The organism is Pseudomonas sp. W15Feb34 (genome assembly GCF_023127765.1).
Classification (GTDB): Bacteria; Pseudomonadota; Gammaproteobacteria; order Pseudomonadales; family Pseudomonadaceae; genus Aquipseudomonas; species Aquipseudomonas synxantha_A.
This window is the reverse complement of record NZ_SPKN01000029.1, coordinates 16,520-35,853: the sequence shown is the minus strand read 5'-3', so window position 1 is coordinate 35,853 and position 19,334 is coordinate 16,520. Positions and strand designations below refer to the sequence as shown.

Annotated in this window: 25 protein-coding genes; 10 read left to right on the top strand and 15 right to left on the bottom strand. The window is 59.6% G+C overall.

Features of this window, described 5'->3' with window-relative positions; genetic code table 11:
- Positions 1-116 precede the first annotated feature (116 nt).
- Complete coding sequence (locus E4O97_RS13855; protein WP_078820702.1) at positions 117-872, bottom strand: spermidine synthase; 756 nt, start codon at positions 870-872, stop codon at positions 117-119.
- A gap of 122 nt (positions 873-994) precedes the next feature.
- Here E4O97_RS13855 and E4O97_RS13850 point away from each other — a divergent pair, with 122 nt between their 5' ends.
- Positions 995-2,341 carry a 3-deoxy-7-phosphoheptulonate synthase class II gene (locus E4O97_RS13850; RefSeq protein ID WP_248161537.1) on the top strand — a complete coding sequence of 449 codons (1,347 nt, stop codon included), beginning with the start codon at positions 995-997 and terminating at the stop codon, positions 2,339-2,341.
- On the opposite strand, the gene E4O97_RS13845 is transcribed toward E4O97_RS13850, so the two are convergent.
- Both E4O97_RS13845 and E4O97_RS13840 read right to left on the bottom strand, forming a co-directional pair.
- On the bottom strand, positions 2,331-3,551 hold the full coding sequence (locus E4O97_RS13845) for a winged helix-turn-helix domain-containing protein (RefSeq protein WP_248161535.1): 1,221 nt from the start codon (positions 3,549-3,551) through the stop codon (positions 2,331-2,333). The genes E4O97_RS13850 and E4O97_RS13845 overlap by 11 nt on opposite strands.
- Before the next feature lie 45 nt (positions 3,552-3,596).
- Positions 3,597-3,803 carry a DUF1127 domain-containing protein gene (locus tag E4O97_RS13840; protein WP_032877129.1) on the bottom strand — a complete coding sequence of 69 codons (207 nt, stop codon included), beginning with the start codon at positions 3,801-3,803 and terminating at the stop codon, positions 3,597-3,599.
- A 70-nt stretch (positions 3,804-3,873) separates the two neighbouring features.
- Between E4O97_RS13840 and E4O97_RS13835 the strand changes: the two genes are divergently transcribed.
- Positions 3,874-4,755 carry a LysR family transcriptional regulator gene (locus tag E4O97_RS13835; protein ID WP_248161533.1) on the top strand — a complete coding sequence of 294 codons (882 nt, stop codon included), beginning with the start codon at positions 3,874-3,876 and terminating at the stop codon, positions 4,753-4,755.
- Here E4O97_RS13835 and E4O97_RS13830 read toward each other — a convergent pair.
- Positions 4,745-5,494 carry a sulfite exporter TauE/SafE family protein gene (locus E4O97_RS13830; protein ID WP_032877131.1) on the bottom strand — a complete coding sequence of 250 codons (750 nt, stop codon included), beginning with the start codon at positions 5,492-5,494 and terminating at the stop codon, positions 4,745-4,747. The two genes, E4O97_RS13835 and E4O97_RS13830, sit on opposite strands and share 11 nt — an antisense overlap.
- A gap of 106 nt (positions 5,495-5,600) precedes the next feature.
- Here E4O97_RS13830 and E4O97_RS13825 point away from each other — a divergent pair, with 106 nt between their 5' ends.
- The 3 genes from E4O97_RS13825 to E4O97_RS13815 all read left to right on the top strand — a co-directional run bounded on the left by E4O97_RS13825 (position 5,601) and on the right by E4O97_RS13815 (position 7,671).
- Positions 5,601-6,551, top strand: coding sequence for a LysR family transcriptional regulator (locus E4O97_RS13825; RefSeq protein WP_248161531.1), 951 nt, complete (start codon positions 5,601-5,603; stop codon positions 6,549-6,551).
- 80 nt (positions 6,552-6,631) lie between these two features.
- A complete protein-coding gene (locus E4O97_RS13820; RefSeq protein WP_005786431.1) occupies positions 6,632-7,084 on the top strand; it encodes a MarR family transcriptional regulator in 453 nt (150 codons plus the stop codon).
- Between the two features lie 167 nt (positions 7,085-7,251).
- Positions 7,252-7,671: an organic hydroperoxide resistance protein gene (locus tag E4O97_RS13815; RefSeq protein WP_005786430.1), complete on the top strand. Its 420-nt coding sequence runs from the start codon at positions 7,252-7,254 to the stop codon at positions 7,669-7,671.
- Between the two features lie 65 nt (positions 7,672-7,736).
- Here E4O97_RS13815 and E4O97_RS13810 read toward each other — a convergent pair whose 3' ends face one another.
- Positions 7,737-8,309, bottom strand: coding sequence for an elongation factor P (locus tag E4O97_RS13810; RefSeq protein WP_003172723.1), 573 nt, complete (start codon positions 8,307-8,309; stop codon positions 7,737-7,739).
- Between the two features lie 49 nt (positions 8,310-8,358).
- The gene (gene earP, locus E4O97_RS13805; RefSeq protein WP_248161529.1) at positions 8,359-9,492 is read right to left on the bottom strand and encodes an elongation factor P maturation arginine rhamnosyltransferase EarP; all 1,134 of its coding nucleotides are present in this window, start codon (positions 9,490-9,492) and stop codon (positions 8,359-8,361) included.
- Positions 9,493-9,624: 132 nt separating this feature from the next.
- On the opposite strand from earP, the gene E4O97_RS13800 reads away from it, so the two are divergent.
- Entirely contained in the window at positions 9,625-9,993 is a 369-nt protein-coding gene (locus tag E4O97_RS13800) for a hypothetical protein (RefSeq protein ID WP_005786426.1), read from the top strand.
- A gap of 5 nt (positions 9,994-9,998) precedes the next feature.
- Positions 9,999-10,481, top strand: coding sequence for a GreA/GreB family elongation factor (locus E4O97_RS13795; protein WP_005786425.1), 483 nt, complete (start codon positions 9,999-10,001; stop codon positions 10,479-10,481).
- 5 nt (positions 10,482-10,486) lie between these two features.
- Here E4O97_RS13795 and cysB read toward each other — a convergent pair whose 3' ends face one another.
- The 5 genes from cysB to E4O97_RS13770 form a co-directional block, all read right to left on the bottom strand.
- The gene (gene cysB, locus E4O97_RS13790) at positions 10,487-11,461 is read right to left on the bottom strand and encodes an HTH-type transcriptional regulator CysB (RefSeq protein ID WP_005786423.1); all 975 of its coding nucleotides are present in this window, start codon (positions 11,459-11,461) and stop codon (positions 10,487-10,489) included.
- Positions 11,462-11,564: 103 nt separating this feature from the next.
- Positions 11,565-12,065 (bottom strand): universal stress protein, encoded by a 501-nt coding sequence (locus E4O97_RS13785; RefSeq protein WP_032877135.1) that lies wholly within the window; start codon positions 12,063-12,065, stop codon positions 11,565-11,567.
- Positions 12,066-12,113: 48 nt separating this feature from the next.
- Positions 12,114-13,031 carry a 5'-nucleotidase gene (locus tag E4O97_RS13780; RefSeq protein WP_005786420.1) on the bottom strand — a complete coding sequence of 306 codons (918 nt, stop codon included), beginning with the start codon at positions 13,029-13,031 and terminating at the stop codon, positions 12,114-12,116.
- Positions 13,032-13,046: 15 nt separating this feature from the next.
- Positions 13,047-14,009: a putative 2-dehydropantoate 2-reductase gene (locus E4O97_RS13775; protein WP_078820698.1), complete on the bottom strand. Its 963-nt coding sequence runs from the start codon at positions 14,007-14,009 to the stop codon at positions 13,047-13,049.
- Positions 14,006-14,392 carry a hypothetical protein gene (locus tag E4O97_RS13770; RefSeq protein WP_005786417.1) on the bottom strand — a complete coding sequence of 129 codons (387 nt, stop codon included), beginning with the start codon at positions 14,390-14,392 and terminating at the stop codon, positions 14,006-14,008. Before E4O97_RS13770 ends, E4O97_RS13775 begins: the two co-directional genes overlap by 4 nt.
- Between E4O97_RS13770 and E4O97_RS13765 the strand changes: the two genes are divergently transcribed.
- Together E4O97_RS13765 and E4O97_RS13760 are read left to right on the top strand one after the other, a co-directional pair.
- Positions 14,391-14,825 (top strand): pilus assembly protein PilZ, encoded by a 435-nt coding sequence (locus tag E4O97_RS13765; protein WP_078820697.1) that lies wholly within the window; start codon positions 14,391-14,393, stop codon positions 14,823-14,825. The two genes, E4O97_RS13770 and E4O97_RS13765, sit on opposite strands and share 2 nt — an antisense overlap.
- Before the next feature lie 130 nt (positions 14,826-14,955).
- Positions 14,956-16,032 carry a 3-deoxy-7-phosphoheptulonate synthase gene (locus tag E4O97_RS13760; RefSeq protein WP_032877137.1) on the top strand — a complete coding sequence of 359 codons (1,077 nt, stop codon included), beginning with the start codon at positions 14,956-14,958 and terminating at the stop codon, positions 16,030-16,032.
- 75 nt (positions 16,033-16,107) lie between these two features.
- On the opposite strand, the gene E4O97_RS13755 is transcribed toward E4O97_RS13760, so the two are convergent.
- The gene (locus E4O97_RS13755) at positions 16,108-16,389 is read right to left on the bottom strand and encodes a GNAT family N-acetyltransferase (RefSeq protein WP_003189869.1); all 282 of its coding nucleotides are present in this window, start codon (positions 16,387-16,389) and stop codon (positions 16,108-16,110) included.
- 613 nt (positions 16,390-17,002) lie between these two features.
- On the opposite strand from E4O97_RS13755, the gene oprI reads away from it, so the two are divergent.
- A complete protein-coding gene (oprI, locus tag E4O97_RS13750) occupies positions 17,003-17,254 on the top strand; it encodes an outer membrane lipoprotei OprI (RefSeq protein WP_003172710.1) in 252 nt (83 codons plus the stop codon).
- 71 nt (positions 17,255-17,325) lie between these two features.
- On the opposite strand, the gene E4O97_RS13745 is transcribed toward oprI, so the two are convergent.
- From E4O97_RS13745 to E4O97_RS13735, 3 genes are all read right to left on the bottom strand, one after another.
- A complete protein-coding gene (locus tag E4O97_RS13745) occupies positions 17,326-18,288 on the bottom strand; it encodes a L,D-transpeptidase family protein (protein ID WP_248161528.1) in 963 nt (320 codons plus the stop codon).
- Between the two features lie 78 nt (positions 18,289-18,366).
- Complete coding sequence (locus E4O97_RS13740; protein ID WP_003189866.1) at positions 18,367-18,660, bottom strand: hypothetical protein; 294 nt, start codon at positions 18,658-18,660, stop codon at positions 18,367-18,369.
- A gap of 58 nt (positions 18,661-18,718) precedes the next feature.
- Complete coding sequence (locus E4O97_RS13735) at positions 18,719-19,324, bottom strand: arylesterase (RefSeq protein WP_032877139.1); 606 nt, start codon at positions 19,322-19,324, stop codon at positions 18,719-18,721.
- Between the last annotated feature and the right edge of the window lie 10 nt (positions 19,325-19,334).

The window sequence follows — 19,334 nt, the reverse complement described above, 5'->3', positions numbered from 1 at the left end:
TGGCAATACCGTCGCGATCGGGGGCAAGCCCCCTCCCACATGTGTACGTGTAAACGGATCTGAAATGCGGTCAAATGTGGGAGGGGGCTTGCTCCCGATCGCGCCGGAACAGACAACTAGGTTGCCGGCCGAATAGCCTTGATCAACGGCTGCAACGAGTACCCCAATCGCGGCGCCAAAGCTTCGGCGCGGGCTGACAGGGCCTCGAGGTCCAGTTCCTGATCCAGCTCGGAAGGCACCAGCAGAATCACATTGCCCTCCTTCACCGGCAGCTCCCAGTAGTGTCGGTGATACAACCCACGCAGCAATGCCGCGCCCAGCGGTTTACCATCATCGGTGGCCCACTGGTTGATCACCAGCCAGCCGCCGGGGTTGAGTTTCTTCTGGCAGCTTTCCAGAAAGGTCCAGGCCAGATGCCCCACACCGGGGCCGACATCGGTGTAGAGGTCGACGAAGATCAGGTCGGCCGATTCAGCGGTATCGAGCAATTGCAGGGCGTCCCCCACTCGAATGTACAAGCGCGGGTCGTCATCGAGCCCCAGGTATTCGATGGCCAGGCGCGGTACATCAGGGCGCAGTTCAATGGCCTCGACGTCTTCCAAAGGCAGAAACCTGAGGCATGCCTGGGTCAACGTGCCCGCGCCCAAACCGAGGAACAACGCGCTCTCCGGCTGCTCATGGCACAGCGCACCGATCAACATGGCCCGGGTGTAGTCATACTCCAACCAGCTAGGGTCGGCGGTGAACACGCAGCTTTGCTCGATGGCGTCGCCGAATTCGAGAAAGCGGTAATCGGCTACTTCGAGCACACGGATCATGCCGAAATCATCATGGACTTCGGCCAGCAGGCGCTCGACACGCTCCTCGGTCATCACTACTCCTAAGGGGTTACCGCTTGGCAAAGGCGCGATTGTCGGCCAACCGGCAGCAACAGGTCACGCACTAATTGCTGATAACATCAGCGTTATCCGTCAATCACCCAATCGAGTTCATGATGAGCCAACCTTGGAGCCCCGACAGCTGGCGCGCCCTGCCAATCCAGCAACAACCCCAGTATCCGGACGCTGCACACCTGTTGCAGGTGGAGCAGAACCTGGCCAGCTACCCGCCGCTGGTGTTTGCCGGGGAAGCCCGTGAGTTGCGTCGCCAGTTTGCCGAAGTGACCCAAGGCCGCGCCTTCCTCCTGCAAGGTGGCGATTGTGCCGAGAGTTTTGCCGAGTTCTCCGCGGCAAAAATCCGCGACACCTTCAAGGTGCTGCTGCAGATGGCGATTGTCATGACCTTCGCTGCCGGTTGCCCGGTGGTGAAAGTCGGACGCATGGCCGGCCAGTTTGCCAAACCGCGCTCGTCCAACGATGAGACCATCGACGGTATCACCCTGCCTGCCTACCGTGGCGACATCGTCAACGGCATCGGCTTCGATGAAAAAAGCCGTGTGCCGGACCCGGACCGCCTGTTGCAGTCCTACCACCAGTCCACCGCCACCCTCAACCTGCTACGCGCGTTTGCCCAAGGGGGGTTCGCCGACCTGCACCAGGTGCACAAGTGGAACCTGGACTTTATCGCCAACTCAGCCCTGGCCGAGAAGTACAGCCAACTGGCCGACCGCATCGACGAGACCCTGGCCTTCATGCGCGCCTGTGGCATGGACAGCTCGCCGCAATTGCGCGAAACCAGCTTCTTCACCGCCCACGAAGCGTTGCTGCTCAACTATGAACAAGCCTTCGTGCGCCGCGACAGCCTGACCAACGACTACTACGACTGCTCAGCCCATATGCTGTGGATCGGCGACCGTACACGCCAGTTGGACGGTGCCCACGTCGAATTCCTGCGCGGCGTGAACAACCCGATCGGCGTGAAAGTCGGGCCGAGCATGAGCCCGGACGATCTGATCCGCCTGATTGATATCCTTAACCCGAACAATGACCCTGGTCGCCTCAACCTGATTGCGCGCATGGGCGCAGGCAAAGTCGGCGACCACTTGCCCAACCTGATCCGCGCCGTACAGCGCGAGGGCAAGCAGGTGCTGTGGAGCTCCGATCCGATGCACGGCAACACCATTAAGGCCAGCAGCGGCTACAAGACCCGCGACTTTGCGCAAATCCTCGGCGAAGTGAAGGAGTTCTTTCAGGTGCACCACGCCGAAGGCAGCTACGCCGGCGGTATTCATATCGAGATGACCGGGCAGAACGTCACCGAATGCATCGGCGGCGCACGGCCGATTACCGAAGACGGGCTGTCGGACCGCTATCACACCCATTGCGACCCACGGATGAATGCCGATCAGTCGCTGGAGCTGGCGTTTCTGATTGCCGAGACCTTGAAACAGGTCAAACGCTGATCAACATCGCCGCCCTTAATCGGGCGGCATCGGGTCGCAGGCAATTGAGCTGGACCTGCTCCAGCCCCAGCCAGGCGGCCATTCGCCGCAGGTTGACGGCCAGCGCCAACATGCCTTCGTCATCCAGCCCCGATTCTTCTTCGTGCACTGCATGCACCGCCAGCCGCCCGTGGGCACGCTCGGCCCGCAGGTCGACGCGCGCAGCGATCCGCTCATTGTGCAAAAACGGCAGCACGTAGTAGCCATACACCCGCTTGTCTTGCGGGGTGTAGATCTCCAGTCGATAGCGGAAATCGAACAGGCGCTCGGTGCGGCTGCGCTCCCATATCAATGAATCGAACGGTGACAGCAAAGCGCTCGCCGGCACTTTGCGTGGCACTTTGGGCTCCGGCAGACAGTACGCTGGTTGCTTGAAGCCTTGCACCTGGCACGTCAGCAACTGCCCGTCCTCGACCAGTTCGGCCAAGCGCGGGCGGCTGTCCGCGGGGTCGAGGCGGAAATAATCGCGCAGGTCCTTTTCGGTGGCGATACCCAGCGCCGTTGCGCTATGCATCAGCAAGCCGCGCTGGGCTTGAGCCTCGCTCATGGACGCTTGAAGAATCTCGCCCGGGATCACACGCTCCGGCAAATCATACAGTCGCTCAAAACCTCGGCGCCCCGCGACGGTGACCAAACCGGCGGCGAACAGCCATTCCAGTGCGTGCTTCTCATCACTCCAATCCCACCAGGGCCCAGCACGCTCCTCTCGGGTCGACAAACTGCCCGCACCCAAGGCGCCCTGCTGCTCGACGCTGTGCAACACACGCCCAATAGTCGCCTGCTGCTCACGGCCAAAACGCGCCATCTGCGCATAGATGCCTTGCCCTTGCCTGGCCCGCTCCATGCGCCAGCGCATCAGCGGGTACATCGCCATCGGCAACAGCGACGCCTCATGCCCCCAATACTCGAACAATGAACGCCGCCGCCCCTGGCTCCAGGCTGCTTGCTCAAGGAGCAACGGGGTGTACTGGCCAAGGCGGGAGAACAACGGCAGGTAGTGGGAACGCACCAATGCGTTGACCGAGTCGATTTGTATAACGCCCAGGCGTTCGATCAGCCGGTTGAGGTGCGCAGCTTTTATCTGGGCAGGCGCCTGGCGCCCCGAGAAACCCTGGGCGGCCAGCGCCATGCGTCGAGCTTGCTTGAGTGAAAAGGACAGGTCGGCGGGCATGGCAATCTCCATAAAAGCTCGCCCCCTACCCTACTGCATCCTGGCTTACTTTCGCAGCGGGTCTTCCCAGAAATGCCGATGGCTTTCCTGCTCGACGTCGGCGCGGTTAAGCCCGATATCCTTGAGTGCGTCATCGCTCAACGTCGCCAGCATATTGCGCTCTTGATGCAACAACTGCCAACGCGCAACCCTATTAAACAGACCGGCAAACCACCACTTATTCAGTAATACAAAACCTTTTTGACCTTTCATCTTCTCGCCCTCCAGTAGGGATGACGAAAGTGTGTGCCTGCCGCTATGATCAATCCAACGAATGTTTCTTATGCAATACATCTCGGAGATTGATCCATTGTCCGGCTACCCGAGTATCGACACTGACGTGCTACGCACCTTCGTGGCCATTGCTGACCAAGGCGGCTTTACCCGCGCCGGTGAGCTGGTCAACCGCACTCAATCGGCGGTGAGCATGCAGATGAAACGCCTGGAAAAGGATGTGTTGCAGCGCAAGCTGTTCGAGCGTGACGGCCGACAAGTGCGGCTCACGCCCGAAGGCCAGGTGCTGCTGGGGTATGCGCGGCGCATCCTGAAACTGCACAGCGAGGTGTTCAATACCCTGCGCGAGCCACATATGGTGGGGCTGGTACGCATCGGCACGCCGGATGACTACGTCATGCGTTTTTTGCCGGGAATCCTGAAGCAGTTTTCCAAAGCTTACCCACTGATTCAGCTTGAGATGCACTGCGAGGCGTCGTCTGTATTGATGCAACGGCGGGACCTGGCGCTGACCGTCATCAGCCGCGAGCCCGGTAATGATATCGGTGAGTTGTTGCGCACTGAACGCATGGTGTGGGCTGCGTCACCGTGCTTCTGTGTCGATGAGCACGATGCCCTGCCACTGGCGATTTCCGGCGATGACTGCCTGTACACCCATTGGGCACGCGCCGCACTGGATGCGGCCGGACGGGATTATCGCCTGGCCTATCACAGCTCCAACGGCGCGGCGATCCAGGCGGTGGTCAGTGCTGGCCTGGCGGCGATGGTCAGCATGGAAAGCCTGATCACCGACGACCTGCGAGTGCTTGGCAGCGAAGAAGGCTTTCCCCCGCTGCCGTCGATGAATCTGCGCTTGCTGCGCAACCCGCAGATGACGTCGCCGATCACGGAATGCCTGGCGGAGTACATCGTTGAAGGCTTCAAACTTTAAAGGTCAGCATCACCGCGCACACCACTAAAAAACCACAGAACAGGCCGCGCAACAGGCGCTCCGGCATGGCGTGCGCGACTTTCACACCCCAACTGATACTGAGCAGGCCACCTACCGCCAGTGGCAGGCCGATCATCCAGTCCACCTCGTGGTGCCAGGCATAAGTGACCAGGGTCACGCTGGTGCTGGGCAGCGCCAAGGCCAACGATAAGCCTTGGGCAACCACTTGGGTGGTGCCGAACACACTGGTGAGTACCGGCGTGGCGACCACCGCGCCACCCACGCCGAATAATCCGCCCATGGAGCCGGACGCCGCACCCAATACCCCAAGCCACGGCCATGAATAGCGCATCTGCGCCGTGGGCGGCGCGTTGCGGGTGAACATGCGCAGCAAGTTGTAGGCCGACAGCGCCACCAGGAACGCAATAAAGCCGATACGCATTGCGCCCGCATCCAGCCCCACCGCCCAGATAGATCCCAGCCAGGCAAAGCAGAATCCCATCACGCCCAATGGCAAGGCGTGACGCAATTCGATGCGATTACGCTGGTGATAGCGCCACAGGGCAAGCATCACATTGGGCACCACCATGACCAAGGCGGTGCCCTGGGCGATCTGCTGATCCAGGCCGAACAGCACGCCCAGCACCGGGATAGCAATCAGCCCGCCGCCAATGCCAAACAGCCCACCCACCGTGCCCAGGGCCGCGCCCAATATCAGGTACATCACTAAATCCAACACCGCGCTACTCCGTCATCCCAAGCCTTGCATGCTACGCAGTCGGCTCTAGCGCGGAAACGCACAGCAACGCACAATGGCTATGCCAATCTCGCACAAGCGCTAGCCAATGAACCCCAATACCCTCACCGAACAACTGGGCCTGTTTCTGGACGTATTGGAAACCGGCAGCTTTTCCGCCGCCGCACGGCGCCATCCGCTGACGCCCTCCGCGGTGGCTAGGCGTATCGACAGCCTGGAAAGCTCAGTGGGCAGCCAGCTGTTCCAGCGAAGCACCCATGCGGTGCTGCCGACACCGGCGGGTTTGGCCTTTGCCGAACGGGCCCGGCGGATCGTCAGTGAGTTGCAACTGGCGCGGGCGGAAGCAGTGTCCCTGAGCCACGCGCCGGAAGGCTTGATCCGGGTGGATGCACCTGCGGCATTCGGTCGACGGCACCTGGCACCGGTGATTGCGGATTTTTTGAACGTGTACCCGGGCCTGGACGTGCACCTGCACCTGATCGACAGCTTTGTCGATATGCAGGGCGCACACCTGGGCAAGGTCGACCTGGTGCTGCGCGCCGGGCATATCGTAGACACGCGGTTGATCGCTACCCCGCTGGCGAGCATCGTGCGTATCGCCTGTGCCAGCCCGGCCTACTTGAAGAGCCGCGGCACACCGACCCATCCTCGAGAACTGAGCGAGCATGACGGCCTTGACTGGGATGGCCTGGCGCCGATGTTTGCCTGGCGCTTTGAGCACGACGGGCGCCGCACCACTTATCGTCCGCGGCGTATCCGCCTGAGCGCCAACAACGCCGAGGCCCTGCTCAGCGGTGCGCTGGCGGGGCTGGGCATCGCGCATTTGCCTACCTGGCTTGCCAGTGAATACCTGGTACGGGGTGAGCTGCTGCCGCTGTTTTGTGAAAACGGCCTGCCCAGCCCGGAGACCGCCGGCATTTATGCGCTGCGCCTGGAACAACAACCCAACGCCCGTAGCCGATTACTCCTTGAATACCTCAAGTCGCGCTTCAGCCCAGCGCCGCCTTGGGATTTGGCCTTGCAAAGCGGCCTGATCTGACCCGCCTGGCAAAATTACCTGGCGCATTAAAGATTTGCCCGCTAGATTCCAGCGCAGACACGCGTTTACGAGGCACCCCAATGAGTAAAAACCCTGATCCCTGCCAATCGCTGCTGCTGGACAATCAGCTGTGCTTCGCCTTGCATTCCACCTCGTTGCTGATGACAAAGGTGTACAAACCCTTGCTCCAGGCGCTCGGCCTGACCTACCCGCAGTACCTGGCCATGATGGTGCTGTGGGAAGAGGATGGTTTGACCGTCAGCGAAATCAGCAGCCGCCTGCTGACGGACCCCGGTTCACTCACGCCATTACTCAAACGCCTGGAAGCCGAGGGCCTGCTTAGCCGCACCCGTAGCCGCGAAGATGAGCGGGTGGTGGTGGTAGAGCTGACCGACGCCGGGCGTGCCTTGCAGGGCAAGGCCAAGGATGTGCCCCAATGCATCCTGGGCGCCAGCGGGATGCAGCTTGCGCAATTGCGCAAGCTGCAAGCCGACCTGATCGCGTTGCGCGGCAATCTGCAAAGCGCTATTTAGAAAACAGCAAATCACTTGAATGTGGGAGGGGCCGTGCGCCCTCCCACATTAAATTTCAGCAAGTCAAAAACATTTATCTTGCGCGCAAAACATTAGCGCTATACATTGGCTCAACCAACTACTTAGCGCGCAAATATTTAGCGCTAACAATCAAAGAGGAACGCCCCATGCAAACGCTCTATACCGCTGTAGCCACCGCCACTGGCGGCCGTGATGGTCGCGCTGTTTCCAGCGATAACATCCTCGACGTCAAACTCTCCACCCCCAAGGAACTGGGCGGTGCTGGTGGCCAGGCTACAAACCCGGAGCAACTGTTCGCCGCGGGCTACTCCGCTTGCTTTATCGGGGCGCTGAAATTTGTCGCCAGCCAGACCAAACGCAAAATCCCGGATGACGCCTCTATCACCGCCCACGTTGGCATCGGTCAGATCCCCGGCGGTTTCGGCCTGGACATCGACCTGCACGTCAGCCTGCCGGGCCTGGCCCAGGAGGATGCGCAAAGCCTGGTCGACGCCGCCCACCAGGTATGCCCTTATTCCAACGCCACCCGTGGCAACGTGGATGTGCGCTTGCATGTAACAGTCTGATAAACAGACGCCCACAAAAAAGCCCGACACCAGGTCGGGCTTTTTGCGTACCGGCGGGGCCAGAATTACTTCTTGGCGCGACCTTTGTACGAACCACCTTCGCGGGTGTCGATCTCGATCAGGTCGTCGATTTCGATGAAATCGGCCACTTGCAGTTCGGTACCGTTGCTCAGCTTGGCAGGCTTCATCACCTTGCCCGAAGTGTCGCCGCGAGCGGAACCTTCGGTGTAGGCAACCTTACGCACGATGGTAGTCGGCAGCTCTACGGACACCAGGCGCTCTTCGAAGAAAATCGCTTCGCAGACGTCTTCCATGCCTTCTTCGATGAACGGCAGAACGGCTTCGATATCTTCAGCGTTCAGCTCGTACATGGTGTAGTCGGTGGTGTCCATGAACGTGTAGGTGTCGCCGCTGATGAAGGACAGGGTCGCTTCCTTGCGGTCGAGGATCACGTCGTCCAGTTTGTCGTCAGCGCTGTAGACGATCTCGGTCTTGTAACCGGTCAGCAGGTTCTTCAGCTTGGTCTTCATGATTGCGCTGTTACGACCAGACTTGGTGAACTCAGCTTTCTGAACCAGCCAAGGGTCGTTTTCGAGACGGATCACTGTACCGGGTTTCAGTTCTTTACCAGTTTTCATTGCATATATCCGAAATTTGGATGGGATTTACAAAAATCAAGGTGGCGTATCATATCCAACTTTCATAAAACTGTACCAGCGCCGTCGCAAGATCGGCCTGCAAGCCTTGTTCCAGACACCAGTTCTGCGCGTGCTCATTCACCTCGGGCCAGTGTTCCAGCAGCATTTTCCAGGACTGTGCCATGTCGCCATCAGCGTTCCAGGCTTGCCAAAGCGCAAAGACAGCCGCTCTGGCGGCAGGCGAGAGTGCAGCGGTGTACAACTCAAGGAAGGCATCCAGTTTGTCCAGGTGGATGTCTTCATCCTGGCGGTAGATATGCCACAGCAACGGCCTCCCCGCCCATTGGGCGCGCACGAAGGAATCCTCACCGCGCACGGCGTTGAACTCGCAACACCACAGCAAATGGTCATATTGCTCCTGGCGCATGAATGCAATGACCTGCACCGTCAGCGCCCCGCGTACCTGGATGTCTCCCGCCGACAGGCTGGTCACGCCCAACCAGCGTTGCACATCCCCCAGAATTCGCCCTTCCGGCACCAGCAAGTGAGTGGCACGCCCATCCTTGGCGAGCACGTCCAGCCAACCGGCCAGCCCAGGATTCTCATAGGCAAACAATGAGATCAATCGTGCCCCGCCCACAGGAGACACGCCCAGGCTCTGCAGGAATTGTCGTTGCGCAACGTCATCCTGCTGAAAAGCCTGGCGTCGCTCCACCAACCCGGCTTCACGCAGCAAACCACCGGTACCAGGACGAAAGCCGGGGAAGAAAAAGTACTTCTGCACCCCCTTGAACTTCACCGAAGGCAGGCGATGACAACCCACCACCCAGTCTTCTGCGCTGAGGTAATCCAGGTTCATCCACAACGGCGGGCGCTCACGCTCGGCCATGCGCTCCATGTAGTGCGGCGGCAGCTGGCAGGCGAATGCAGCAATCACCACATCGGCCGACTGCGCGCCCGGCCACTCGGCCGGCCAGTGCCGCACCTCTACGCCCTCTTGCCATTGCTGGTCCATCTGCACATCAATGTGCGGGCACATGCGCTCGAACGCCCGCAGGTCATCGACCCACAAGCGCACCTCACAACCATGCTCCGCCACCAACTGTCGGGCCAGGCGCCAGGTCACGCCGATGTCGCCGTAGTTGTCGACGACGCTGCAAAAAATATCCCAGCGGGCTTTCATTCCGGGCTCCATCGTCCAAAGGCTCGATTGTCCGCATAAATGCGCTGATGCAGAAGGCTTGATCGCGATTATTCTGCACGGCGGCTGTGCGACAATCGGCACCACGCCGTCAATGTCTGCAAGGAGGCCATCATGTCCGACCGTCAGCTGTCACTGTTCAAGCTGTGCATCGCCATTGCCGCAGGCGTGTGGCTGGGGTTTATCGCCATTGCGCTGACCGCCTGGCTGGCAACTCGCTATCTGTTTCCCCAAAGCCTGGCACCCGTGGCCCAGGCGGTTCAGCAGTTGGGCGAGCCGGCCGCAGTTGTGCCGCAGCCACCGAACCGCATGTTCGAACAGTATCAACAAAACCTGCAAAAGCAGGAACAACAACAGGCCCTGGACCAGGCCCGCAGTAATGCGCGCAACCTGTCCAACCCCAAATGCCAGTTCTGGCTGCAACAGGACCAGAACGCCCCCAGTGAAAAGACTCGGGCCAATGTCCTGCAATTTTGCGATTGAAGACCATGAATAAACACGCCGTCCTCCAGTTGATCCTGGAAAAACTCACCGCCGACCTCGATATTGCCCAACGCGCCGCACAGACTGCCTACGAAACCGCGACCCACGAAGAAAACATCGCCGAGAACAAATACGACACCCTGGGGTTGGAGGCGTCATACCTGGCGGCCGGGCAGGCCAAGCGAGTCGAGGAGATCAAGCAATCGCTGACGCTGTGCCAGAACCTTCAGTTGCGAGGGTACGATGAACAACGCGGGATAGAAGTCGGTGCGCTGCTGGGCCTGGAAGACGAGAACGGTCGCCAGCAATGGCTATTTTTGGCGCCGGATGCGGCAGGGTTGAAAGTCGATGTGGTCGGGCAACCGGTGACCGTCATCACCCCGCGCTCGCCCCTGGGCAAAAGCCTGCTCGGCAAGTTTGAAGGCGATGAGGTAGAGATTCTGGTGGCAGGCGCCCGGCAACACTTTATGGTTACCGAGGCCCGATAAATCACTCAGTGGACGGGCAATTCAACGCCGTCGAACAAATCTTCCAGCTCTTGCTTGTTGTGGCACTGGATCGCCTTGGCCATGACTTCGCGGGTCAGGTGCGGTGCGAATTTCTCGATGAAATCGCACATGAACCCCCGCAGGAAGGTGCCGCGACGGAAGCCGATCTTGGTCACGCTCGACTCGAACAATTCGCTGGCATCCAGCACCACCAGGTCTTTGTCGAGGTTGGTGTCGACCGCCATCTTGGCGACGATCCCGACGCCCAGGCCCAGGCGAACATAAGTTTTGATCACGTCGGCATCCGCCGCGGTGAACACCACTTTTGGCGTCAGACCACGATGACTGAACGCTTCGTCGAGCTTCGAACGACCGGTAAACCCAAATACATAAGTCACAATCGGGTATTCGGCCAGGGCTTCCAGCGTCAGCTTCGGCAGCTTGGCCAAGGGGTGCCCCTGGGGCACGACCACGCAGCGGTTCCAGCGGTAGCACGGCATCATCACCAGGTCGCCGAACAGCTCCAGGGCCTCGGTGGCGATGGCAAAATCGACGGTGCCATCAGCGGCCATCTCGGCGATCTGCATCGGTGAGCCCTGGTGCATGTGCAGGGCTACGTCTGGGTATTGCTTGATGAAATCGCGAATCACCGGCGGCAATGCATAACGCGCCTGGGTGTGGGTGGTGGCGATCGACAGGGTGCCCTTCTTTTCGTTGGAGAATTCCTGGGCGATCTGCTTGATGCTCTCGACTTTACGCAAGATCTCGCCAGCGGTGGTGATGATCCGCTCGCCAGCCGGGGTGACGCGGGTCAGGTGCTTGCCACTGCGAGCGAACACTTCGACGCCCAACTCGTCTTCGAGCAGGCGGATCTGCTTGCTGATACCGGGTTGCGAGGTGTAAAGGCTTTGAGCGGTAGCGGAAACGTTGAGGTCGTGGTGCGCCACTTCCCAGATGTAGCGCAGTTGTTGAAGCTTCATATCAATCCCTCAAAGCAGATAGACGCCACGGGTATCAGCGACGATATATAACTATATTAAAGGTTAGACAGATAAATCTAGAACTTTTTATCGTTTTTACCGATCAGCTATCTTCGCTGCGTCTACGCTGCAGCGACGGCACCAGATAAACCGGCACCGGAGACAGCTGCAACACGCGAGCAGCGGTGCGCCCCAAGGGCACGGCCACGCCGGTTGCCTGGCTATGACTCCCTACGATCAGCAAGTCGACGGAAAGTTTTCGCAGTTGGTCGAGAATCACCTCGCAGGTATCCCCTTGGATCACCCTGACCGAACGAATCAATTGCAGGTCCTGCTCCCCTTCTCCCAACTCATCGCGAAAGCCGTCCAATACGCGCTGTTCGATGGTCGCCATGACCGTGCTCACCCCCTGGCTCTGCCACTCGCTCAGCGCCTTCTCATCAAGGTAGCTCTGTAATACTGATTCGGCGAACAACCCGATGGGCTCGACCACATGGATCACATACAGGTCAGCCTTGAACGTTCGCGCCAGCGCCAGCGCATGTTGCATCACGTACGGCGCATACAGACCCAGGTCCGTGGCATACAACATCGAACGAATCATAGAACCTCCTGGACTGCCAGGATGGCGGAGATTGAATGAGCTTAGCAGCTAGCTCTCGGTCTGGATTCTCAACTCGTTACTGATGCCATGGGGCACATGCCCGGTGGCCACCACCTCCCTGGCTTTCTCGCAATGCCCGGCCTGGTCATCAAAAAATACATCGGCCGCAAAGGCCTCCAGGAAGGCGGATTTTTCCAGCCCCCCGAGAAACAGCGACTCGTCCAGGCGGATATCCCACTCACGCAGCGTACGAATTACACGCTCATGGGACGGCGCCGAACGTGCAGTGACCAGCGCCGTGCGGATCGGGCAGGCGTCATCGGCAAACTCGCGCTGCAACAGGTTGAGCGCCGCCAGGAAGCCTTTGAACGGGCCGCCGTGCAACGGCTGGCGCGCCGACTCCCGCTCACTGGCCTGAAAGGCTTCCAGCCCGCCAGCCTGGTAGACACGCTCGGACTCGTCGGAGAACAACACTGCGTCGCCGTCGAATGCGATGCGCAGTTCTTCGCTCGAAGCCCGACGCGCACCGCCCGACAGAATCGTCGCCGCGGCAAAACCGGCATCCAGGGCGCTGCGCACATCTTCAGCATGGGTGGAGAGAAACAGATGACAACCGAAGGCCGCCAAATAAGGATAAGGACTACGCCCGCCGACGAAAGCGGCGCGCGAAATGTCCAGGCCGTAATGCTGGATCGAGTTGAACACCCGCAACCCGGTATCGGCACTGTTGCGCGACACCAGTACCACCTCAACCCGCGCACGGCCCAAGCTGGCATTCAGGCTCAGCAGTTTTTTGACCAGCGGGAAGGCATCGCCGGGCTCGAGGGTTTCTTCCTCGTGTTCGATCTGGTATTTGCGGTAAGCCTCAACACCTTCAGCCAGGTAGACCTTGTGACTGTCACTGAGGTCGAACAGCGCCCGCGAGGAAATCGCCAGCACCAGCTTGTCACCCAACCCCTTTGCCATGGTGTCTCCCCCCAATCAGCGATTGTGCCGATCAATAAAACTCAAGGCCTGGAACAGCGCCCGCATACGCGGCAGCTCGCAACCGGCCGCCCTCGCAGCGGCCAGGGGCCGGGCGTAGATCGCCGCCAATTCCAATGGGCGCTTATGCACGTGATCGTGATACATGCTGGGCAAGTAATCGTCCATGGTTTCGGTCATGGCAAACATCTGCCCTGCGTAGCTGACGGGAATTTCATGGCCGCAGGCACGGGCGCCTTGCACCACTTCGGCCATCAAGGCCTGGATCAATTCGCGGCTGGACTCATCCGCCATCATGGCCTTGGTTCCCGTGCCCAGCAACACAGACAGGCCGTTATACGGCACGTTCCACACCAGTTTATGCCAGCGCGCCTGATGCACGTTGGCCATGGCCTGGGACTCGATGCCGGCCCGGTGAAACAGCCCCGCGCCCTCTTCGACAATTGCCTTTTGCTGCGCCTCATCGTTGGCAGCCGTACCGCTGTGATACCCCAGGTTGACCCGGCCCAGTGCCTGATGCTCGACCACACCCGGAGCGGACCGGTACACGCCGATGTAGCACAGCCCGCCGAGCAGGTGCAGCGACGCTGGCAAATGTTCACGCAGACTGTCCTCTACATCGAGGCCGTTTTGCAGCAGCACCACCTTGGCATCCGGCGCCGCGACCTGGGCGATAGTAGGCGCCAGGTCCACGTTGCCGGTGGATTTGGTGCCCACCAACAGCCAGTCGCATGACGGCATGTCGGCGGCGCAGGCATAGGCCTGAACCGGATGCAGGTGCAACGGGCCATGCACCGTGCTGTTGACATGCAGGCCATGTTGACTGACCGCTGCATATTCGCTGCGCAACAGGAAATGCACGTCGAAGCCAGCACGCGCCAGCATCAAGCCGTAGTAACCACCAATGGCACCCGTGCCAATAATGCCAATGCGTGGCGACGGGGATGAAAGGGCTGTCATGGCAAATCCTCTGGTGTGCGTGTGAGCGCCTGGTTTACACATTTGGCGAGGTCGGATGCCGTAAGCCGTGTCTGTAATTGCCCGAGGAACTGACCCTCGCACACCAGGAACAACGCCGGCAAATGAAAGATCTGGTAGCGTTCGACTGCACCGCCATTGTGCCCGGCATCAACCCAGCACACGCGGTCCACCGGCAGCGGCCAACTCGGCAGTTGCTGGCGTGCCCAACGGCAACTGGAGCAGCCGACACTGGTAAACACTACCAGCGAAATACCTGGCAATCCCAGCAATTGCTGGTCAATATCCAGGTCGGTCAATTCCAGTTCCTTCACTATACTGCTGCCACTGCCGTCAACCGGACGGCGCTCGGAGTCCGTGTACATGGGTCGTTTTTTACCTCACCCTGATGATGTCGCTGTCGAGTTGATCCAACGTCCCTCTCCTGCCCTGCCCCGTCAACGCCTGCACACTATCGGCCGCGGCGGCGTCGCCTGCAATTGGCCGCGAGCCTGGCGCCCAGGCACGGCGGTCGACCTGCATATCCCCTCCCTGGGGCCCAGCGCCCGTTATCCGGGCTATGTAGCCTGGTGCCGCAAAGGCGAAAACGCTTATCGCGTCGGTATTTGCTTTACCGATGAGCACGCCTTGTTCGGTGCCCGAATGGGCGAGCAAGTGTGCCAGATCGAACGTTACTGTCGCCTGCACGAAAACACCGAGCCAACACCTGCGCAACTGGAAGCCATGGCCCGTGACTGGGTGTCGCGCCACGCCGCCGAGTTCTCCAATGAGGCCGTTGTGCAATCGGCGCTGGATTAAACCGGGCTTTGCCCATTGTCGCGGGCCCGTGTTACGCGCTAAGGTTCCTCCCCCCTGTATTCAAATCATGCTGTGCCCGCCGCACGGGGATGGCTGGCGGCCGGCACCCGTGACCCTGGCGAGTAACACGATGGCTGATTTACCGATCAATGACCTTAACGTCGAATCCAACGAGACCCTGATCACACCCGATCAGCTCAAGCGCGAAATCCCCCTGAGCGACGCTGCCCTGCAGACCGTCACCAAGGGTCGCGAAGTCATCCGTGACATTCTCGATGGCACCGACCACCGTCTTTTCGTGGTGATCGGGCCTTGCTCGATCCACGACCTCAAGGCTGCCCACGAATACGCCGAGCGTCTCAAGGTGCTGGCCGCGGAAGTGTCCGACACCCTGTATCTGGTGATGCGCGTCTATTTCGAGAAACCGCGTACCACCGTCGGCTGGAAAGGCTTGATCAACGACCCGTACCTGGACGACTCGTTCAAGATCCAGGACGGCTTGCACATCGGGCGCAAACTGTTGCTGGACCTGGCTGAAATGGGCCTGCCCACTGCCACCGAAGCGCTGGACCCGATCTCCCCGCAGTATCTGCAGGACCTGATCAGCTGGTCGGCCATTGGCGCACGCACCACCGAATCCCAGACCCACCGCGAAATGGCGTCCGGCCTGTCTTCGGCCGTAGGCTTCAAGAATGGTACCGACGGCGGTCTGACCGTGGCGATCAATGCCTTGCAATCGGTCTCCAGCCCTCACCGTTTCCTGGGTATCAACCAGGAAGGTGGCGTCTCCATCGTCACCACCAAGGGCAACGCCTACGGTCACGTAGTGCTGCGCGGTGGCAACGGCAAGCCCAACTACGATTCGGTCAGTGTCGCACTGTGCGAACAGGCGCTGAACAAAGCCAAGATCAAGCCAAACATCATGGTTGACTGCAGCCACGCCAACTCCAACAAGGACCCGGCCTTGCAGCCACTGGTGATGGAAAACGTCGCCAACCAGATCCTGGAAGGCAACCAGTCGATCATCGGCTTGATGGTCGAAAGCCATTTGAACTGGGGTTGCCAGGCAATTCCAAAGGATCTGGCCGATTTGCAGTACGGCGTGTCGATTACCGATGCCTGCATCGACTGGGCGGCTACCGAAAACACCCTGCGCAGCATGCACGCCAAGCTCAAGGACGTGTTGCCCAAGCGCAAACGCAGCTGAACCACGCATTTTTCTGGATCAGACGCACACAAAAACGCCGGGCTAAGCCCGGCGTTTTTATTGGCAACTGGTCAGTTACAGCTTTGCGGCATGGCGCTGGTGGCGCTCCATGTAGCGTTCGACATACGAGCACGACGGGATCACCGTGTAGCCGGCCTCTTCGGCAAACTTCAAGGCTTCTTCTGTCAACGCGGCGGCAATGCCTCGTCCGCGCAGCGCGTTGGGCACGAACGTGCGATAGATATCCAGCGTCTGCTTCCCGAGGTCCATATAGGTCAGATAGGCACGATGACCGTCCACATTGGTCTCGAACTGATGACCAGCCTGGTCATGGTGGATGGACAACGCCTCGCTCATCACTACTCCTCGCGGGTCTTGAATATTGACCCTACCTTACCGATGTTTTTCCGGCGAAGGAACATCTACGCCACCCCGTGCCGGTTTCGACAACGAGAAAACCCTGAGCGCTCACAGCCAGCACGTAGGGAATAGTAGGCACCAATCCTGCAATTGCTCAAGGCGCACTCATCATTCCCTGCCCCGGCTGGATATATAGAAAGGGCCTCGATCAACCGTTGACCGATAGCCTGAACATTGCCGGCAGTTGAAGCTTGAGACGAACTGCCGCTTTTAAAGTCACCTCTAGATGCGCAAAAGATGCCAGCCGGAGTAAAGCCGATGGCAACGAAAGTGCCCGCTTCGATATATAAATTTTCATCTGTTTACAAGGCTTAACACATGCGGGCCGGCCCTTTCAGCCTGGATCCAATGTCGATCGAGATGAAAAAAATTGGACAGTTTTCATACAAACCTTCAAAAGGTTAGCCAAAATAGATTCGGCACAGGAATTTTTTTTGCTTCTTGCGCAACGTCAGTTTACTTACTACAAGTAATGGGTAGTATGTACGCCGGCTATTAGCTCACTCTGAGCAAGTAGCCATCTAATTGAAAGTCCTTGAAGGGGAACACGATGAACAACGTTCTGAAATTCTCTGCTCTGGCTCTGGCCGCAGTTCTGGCTACCGGTTGCAGCAGCGTCTCCAAAGAAACCGAAGCTCGTCTGACTGCAACTGAAGACGCAGCAGCTCGCTCCCAGGCTCGTGCAGACGAAGCCTACCGTAAAGCTGATGAAGCTCTGGCTGCTGCTCAAAAAGCACAACAGACTGCTGACGAAGCTAACGAGCGCGCTCTGCGCATGCTTGAGAAAGCAAGCCGCAAGTAATAATCCTTCGGGGTTGTTATCAAGCCGATCCATTTATGGGTCGGCTTTTTTTTGCCTCGCGCTTGACGCGCCTACAGGTCGGCCGGCGTGCTGGAGGCCACCGGCGCCGCGCCCGGTACGCCAATCTCGGTCGGCAAACCATCCTCGGCCGCGACCACATCACGCACCTGGTCCCAGTTCACGCGCAGGTTGTTGGACAGGTCTTCACGCTTGAGCAACGCGTTGATGACCGCCGTGTGCTTGTCGACCACCGAAGGCGTGCCGTCATCGTTCAACGGGGTATGAGCTTCAAGGTAGACCTTGCCACCACTGCTGCCGAACTTGTAGGCGTCGTTGATAATGCGCACCGAGGTGCCCACCGGCACCATGCCGGCCATTTCCAGTACGTTGTTATTGAACATGCGGAAACAGCCGTGGCTGGTACGCGTGCCGATACCAAATTTCATGTTGGAGCCATGGATCAGGTAACCCGGCGTGCCCAGCGTGAACTTGAACGGCCCCAGCGGGTTATCCGGACCGGCAGGCACCACGTTGGGCAGCGGGTCACCGTTGGCGGCGTGCTCGGCCTTGATCGAGGCCGGTGGCGTCCAGGTCGGGTTCGGCGTTTTGGCGATGATACTGGTGTGGGCGATCGGCGAGCCCCAGCCTTCACGGCCGATGCCCAGCGGGAAGGTGTAGACGACGTCCAGGCCCTTTGGATAATAGTAGAGCCGGTACTCGGCCAAATTGATCACAATGCCTTCCCGTGGCCCCGGCGGCAGGATAAAACGTGTCGGCAGCACAATATCGGTGCCCGCGCCCGGCAGCCAGGCATCGACGCCGGGGTTGGCCGCAACCATTTCCGAGTAGCCCAGGTCGTACGTGGTGCCCAGGTCGGCAAAGGTATCTTCGTACTTGGCCTTGATGACCTGGACCTGACCGACAATGTCCTCGCCTGGCGGCGGCAGGGGCAACTGCAAGGCTGCCGCCGAACCGGCCGCACAAAGCGCAGCGAGAGACAGGCAGCAGGTGACGACGGAAAGGCGCGACAACATCCGGAAAATCCTTCGCAAGACGACGGGTAGGGAAAAATTGATTGTATACGGCTTCGCAGCGCCAGGCTTCAAGCTGTTTTATAGCTCGAACCGCAGCTCCGGCCAGATCGGCGGCGTGCCGCGCTTTTGCGATTCCAGAATCGCCCGGCACAACGGGCACAGGCGCTGATCCTGGAAGATCGAGCGATTCACCGACGACCAGCGTGGCTGCGCCGGCAATAAAGTGCCACAGAGCGTGCGGTCGATCGAGCCGCCCAACTCCAATTGACGCGCCACCAGATGCACCCGAACTTCCTGACAGGCGAACAGATCCAGCTGCTCGTCCGGCTCGATCAGTTGGTAGTTAAACAGGGACCAGGCAGGGCGCGACATCGAGGGCTCCAAATCAGGGGGGCGCCACCTTAGCCGAAAGCCTGCCGGTAGAAAAGCGTCATAACAGCGGTTTTAGCGCCGGCCAGACATTTTCCAGCAACTTGCCTTGGGCCGCGACCGCCGGGTGCAATTGATCAGCCTGCATCAGCTCTGGATGACCGCCCACCCCCTCAAGGAAAAACGGCACCAGGGGAATGTCATTTTCCTTGGCCAACTCACCATAGACTTGTGCAAATGCGGTGGTGTATCGAGGCCCGTAATTGGGTGGCAACTGCATACCCAGCAGCAGCACCTTGGCACCGCCAGCCTTGGACTGGTCAATCATCGACGCAAGATTTTGTTTCAATTGCGCCGGCGGCTGCCCGCGCAAGCCATCATTGCCCCCAAGTTCGATAACCACTACGTCAGGCTTATGCTCTGCAAGCGCCGCAGGCAGGCGTGCGAGGCCACCCGCACTGGTGTCGCCACTGAGGGATGCGTTGACCACTTTGTCGTCAAAACCCTCCTGCTTGAGCCGTTGCTCCAGCAGCGCAACCCACCCTTTGCGGGTATCCAGGCCGAAACCGGCACTGATACTATCGCCAACGATCAGGACTGTACCCGCCGCTGCGTTCTGGGCCATGCACATCAAGGCCAGGCCAGCACTCAAAAACCACATTCGCATCGGATTCTCC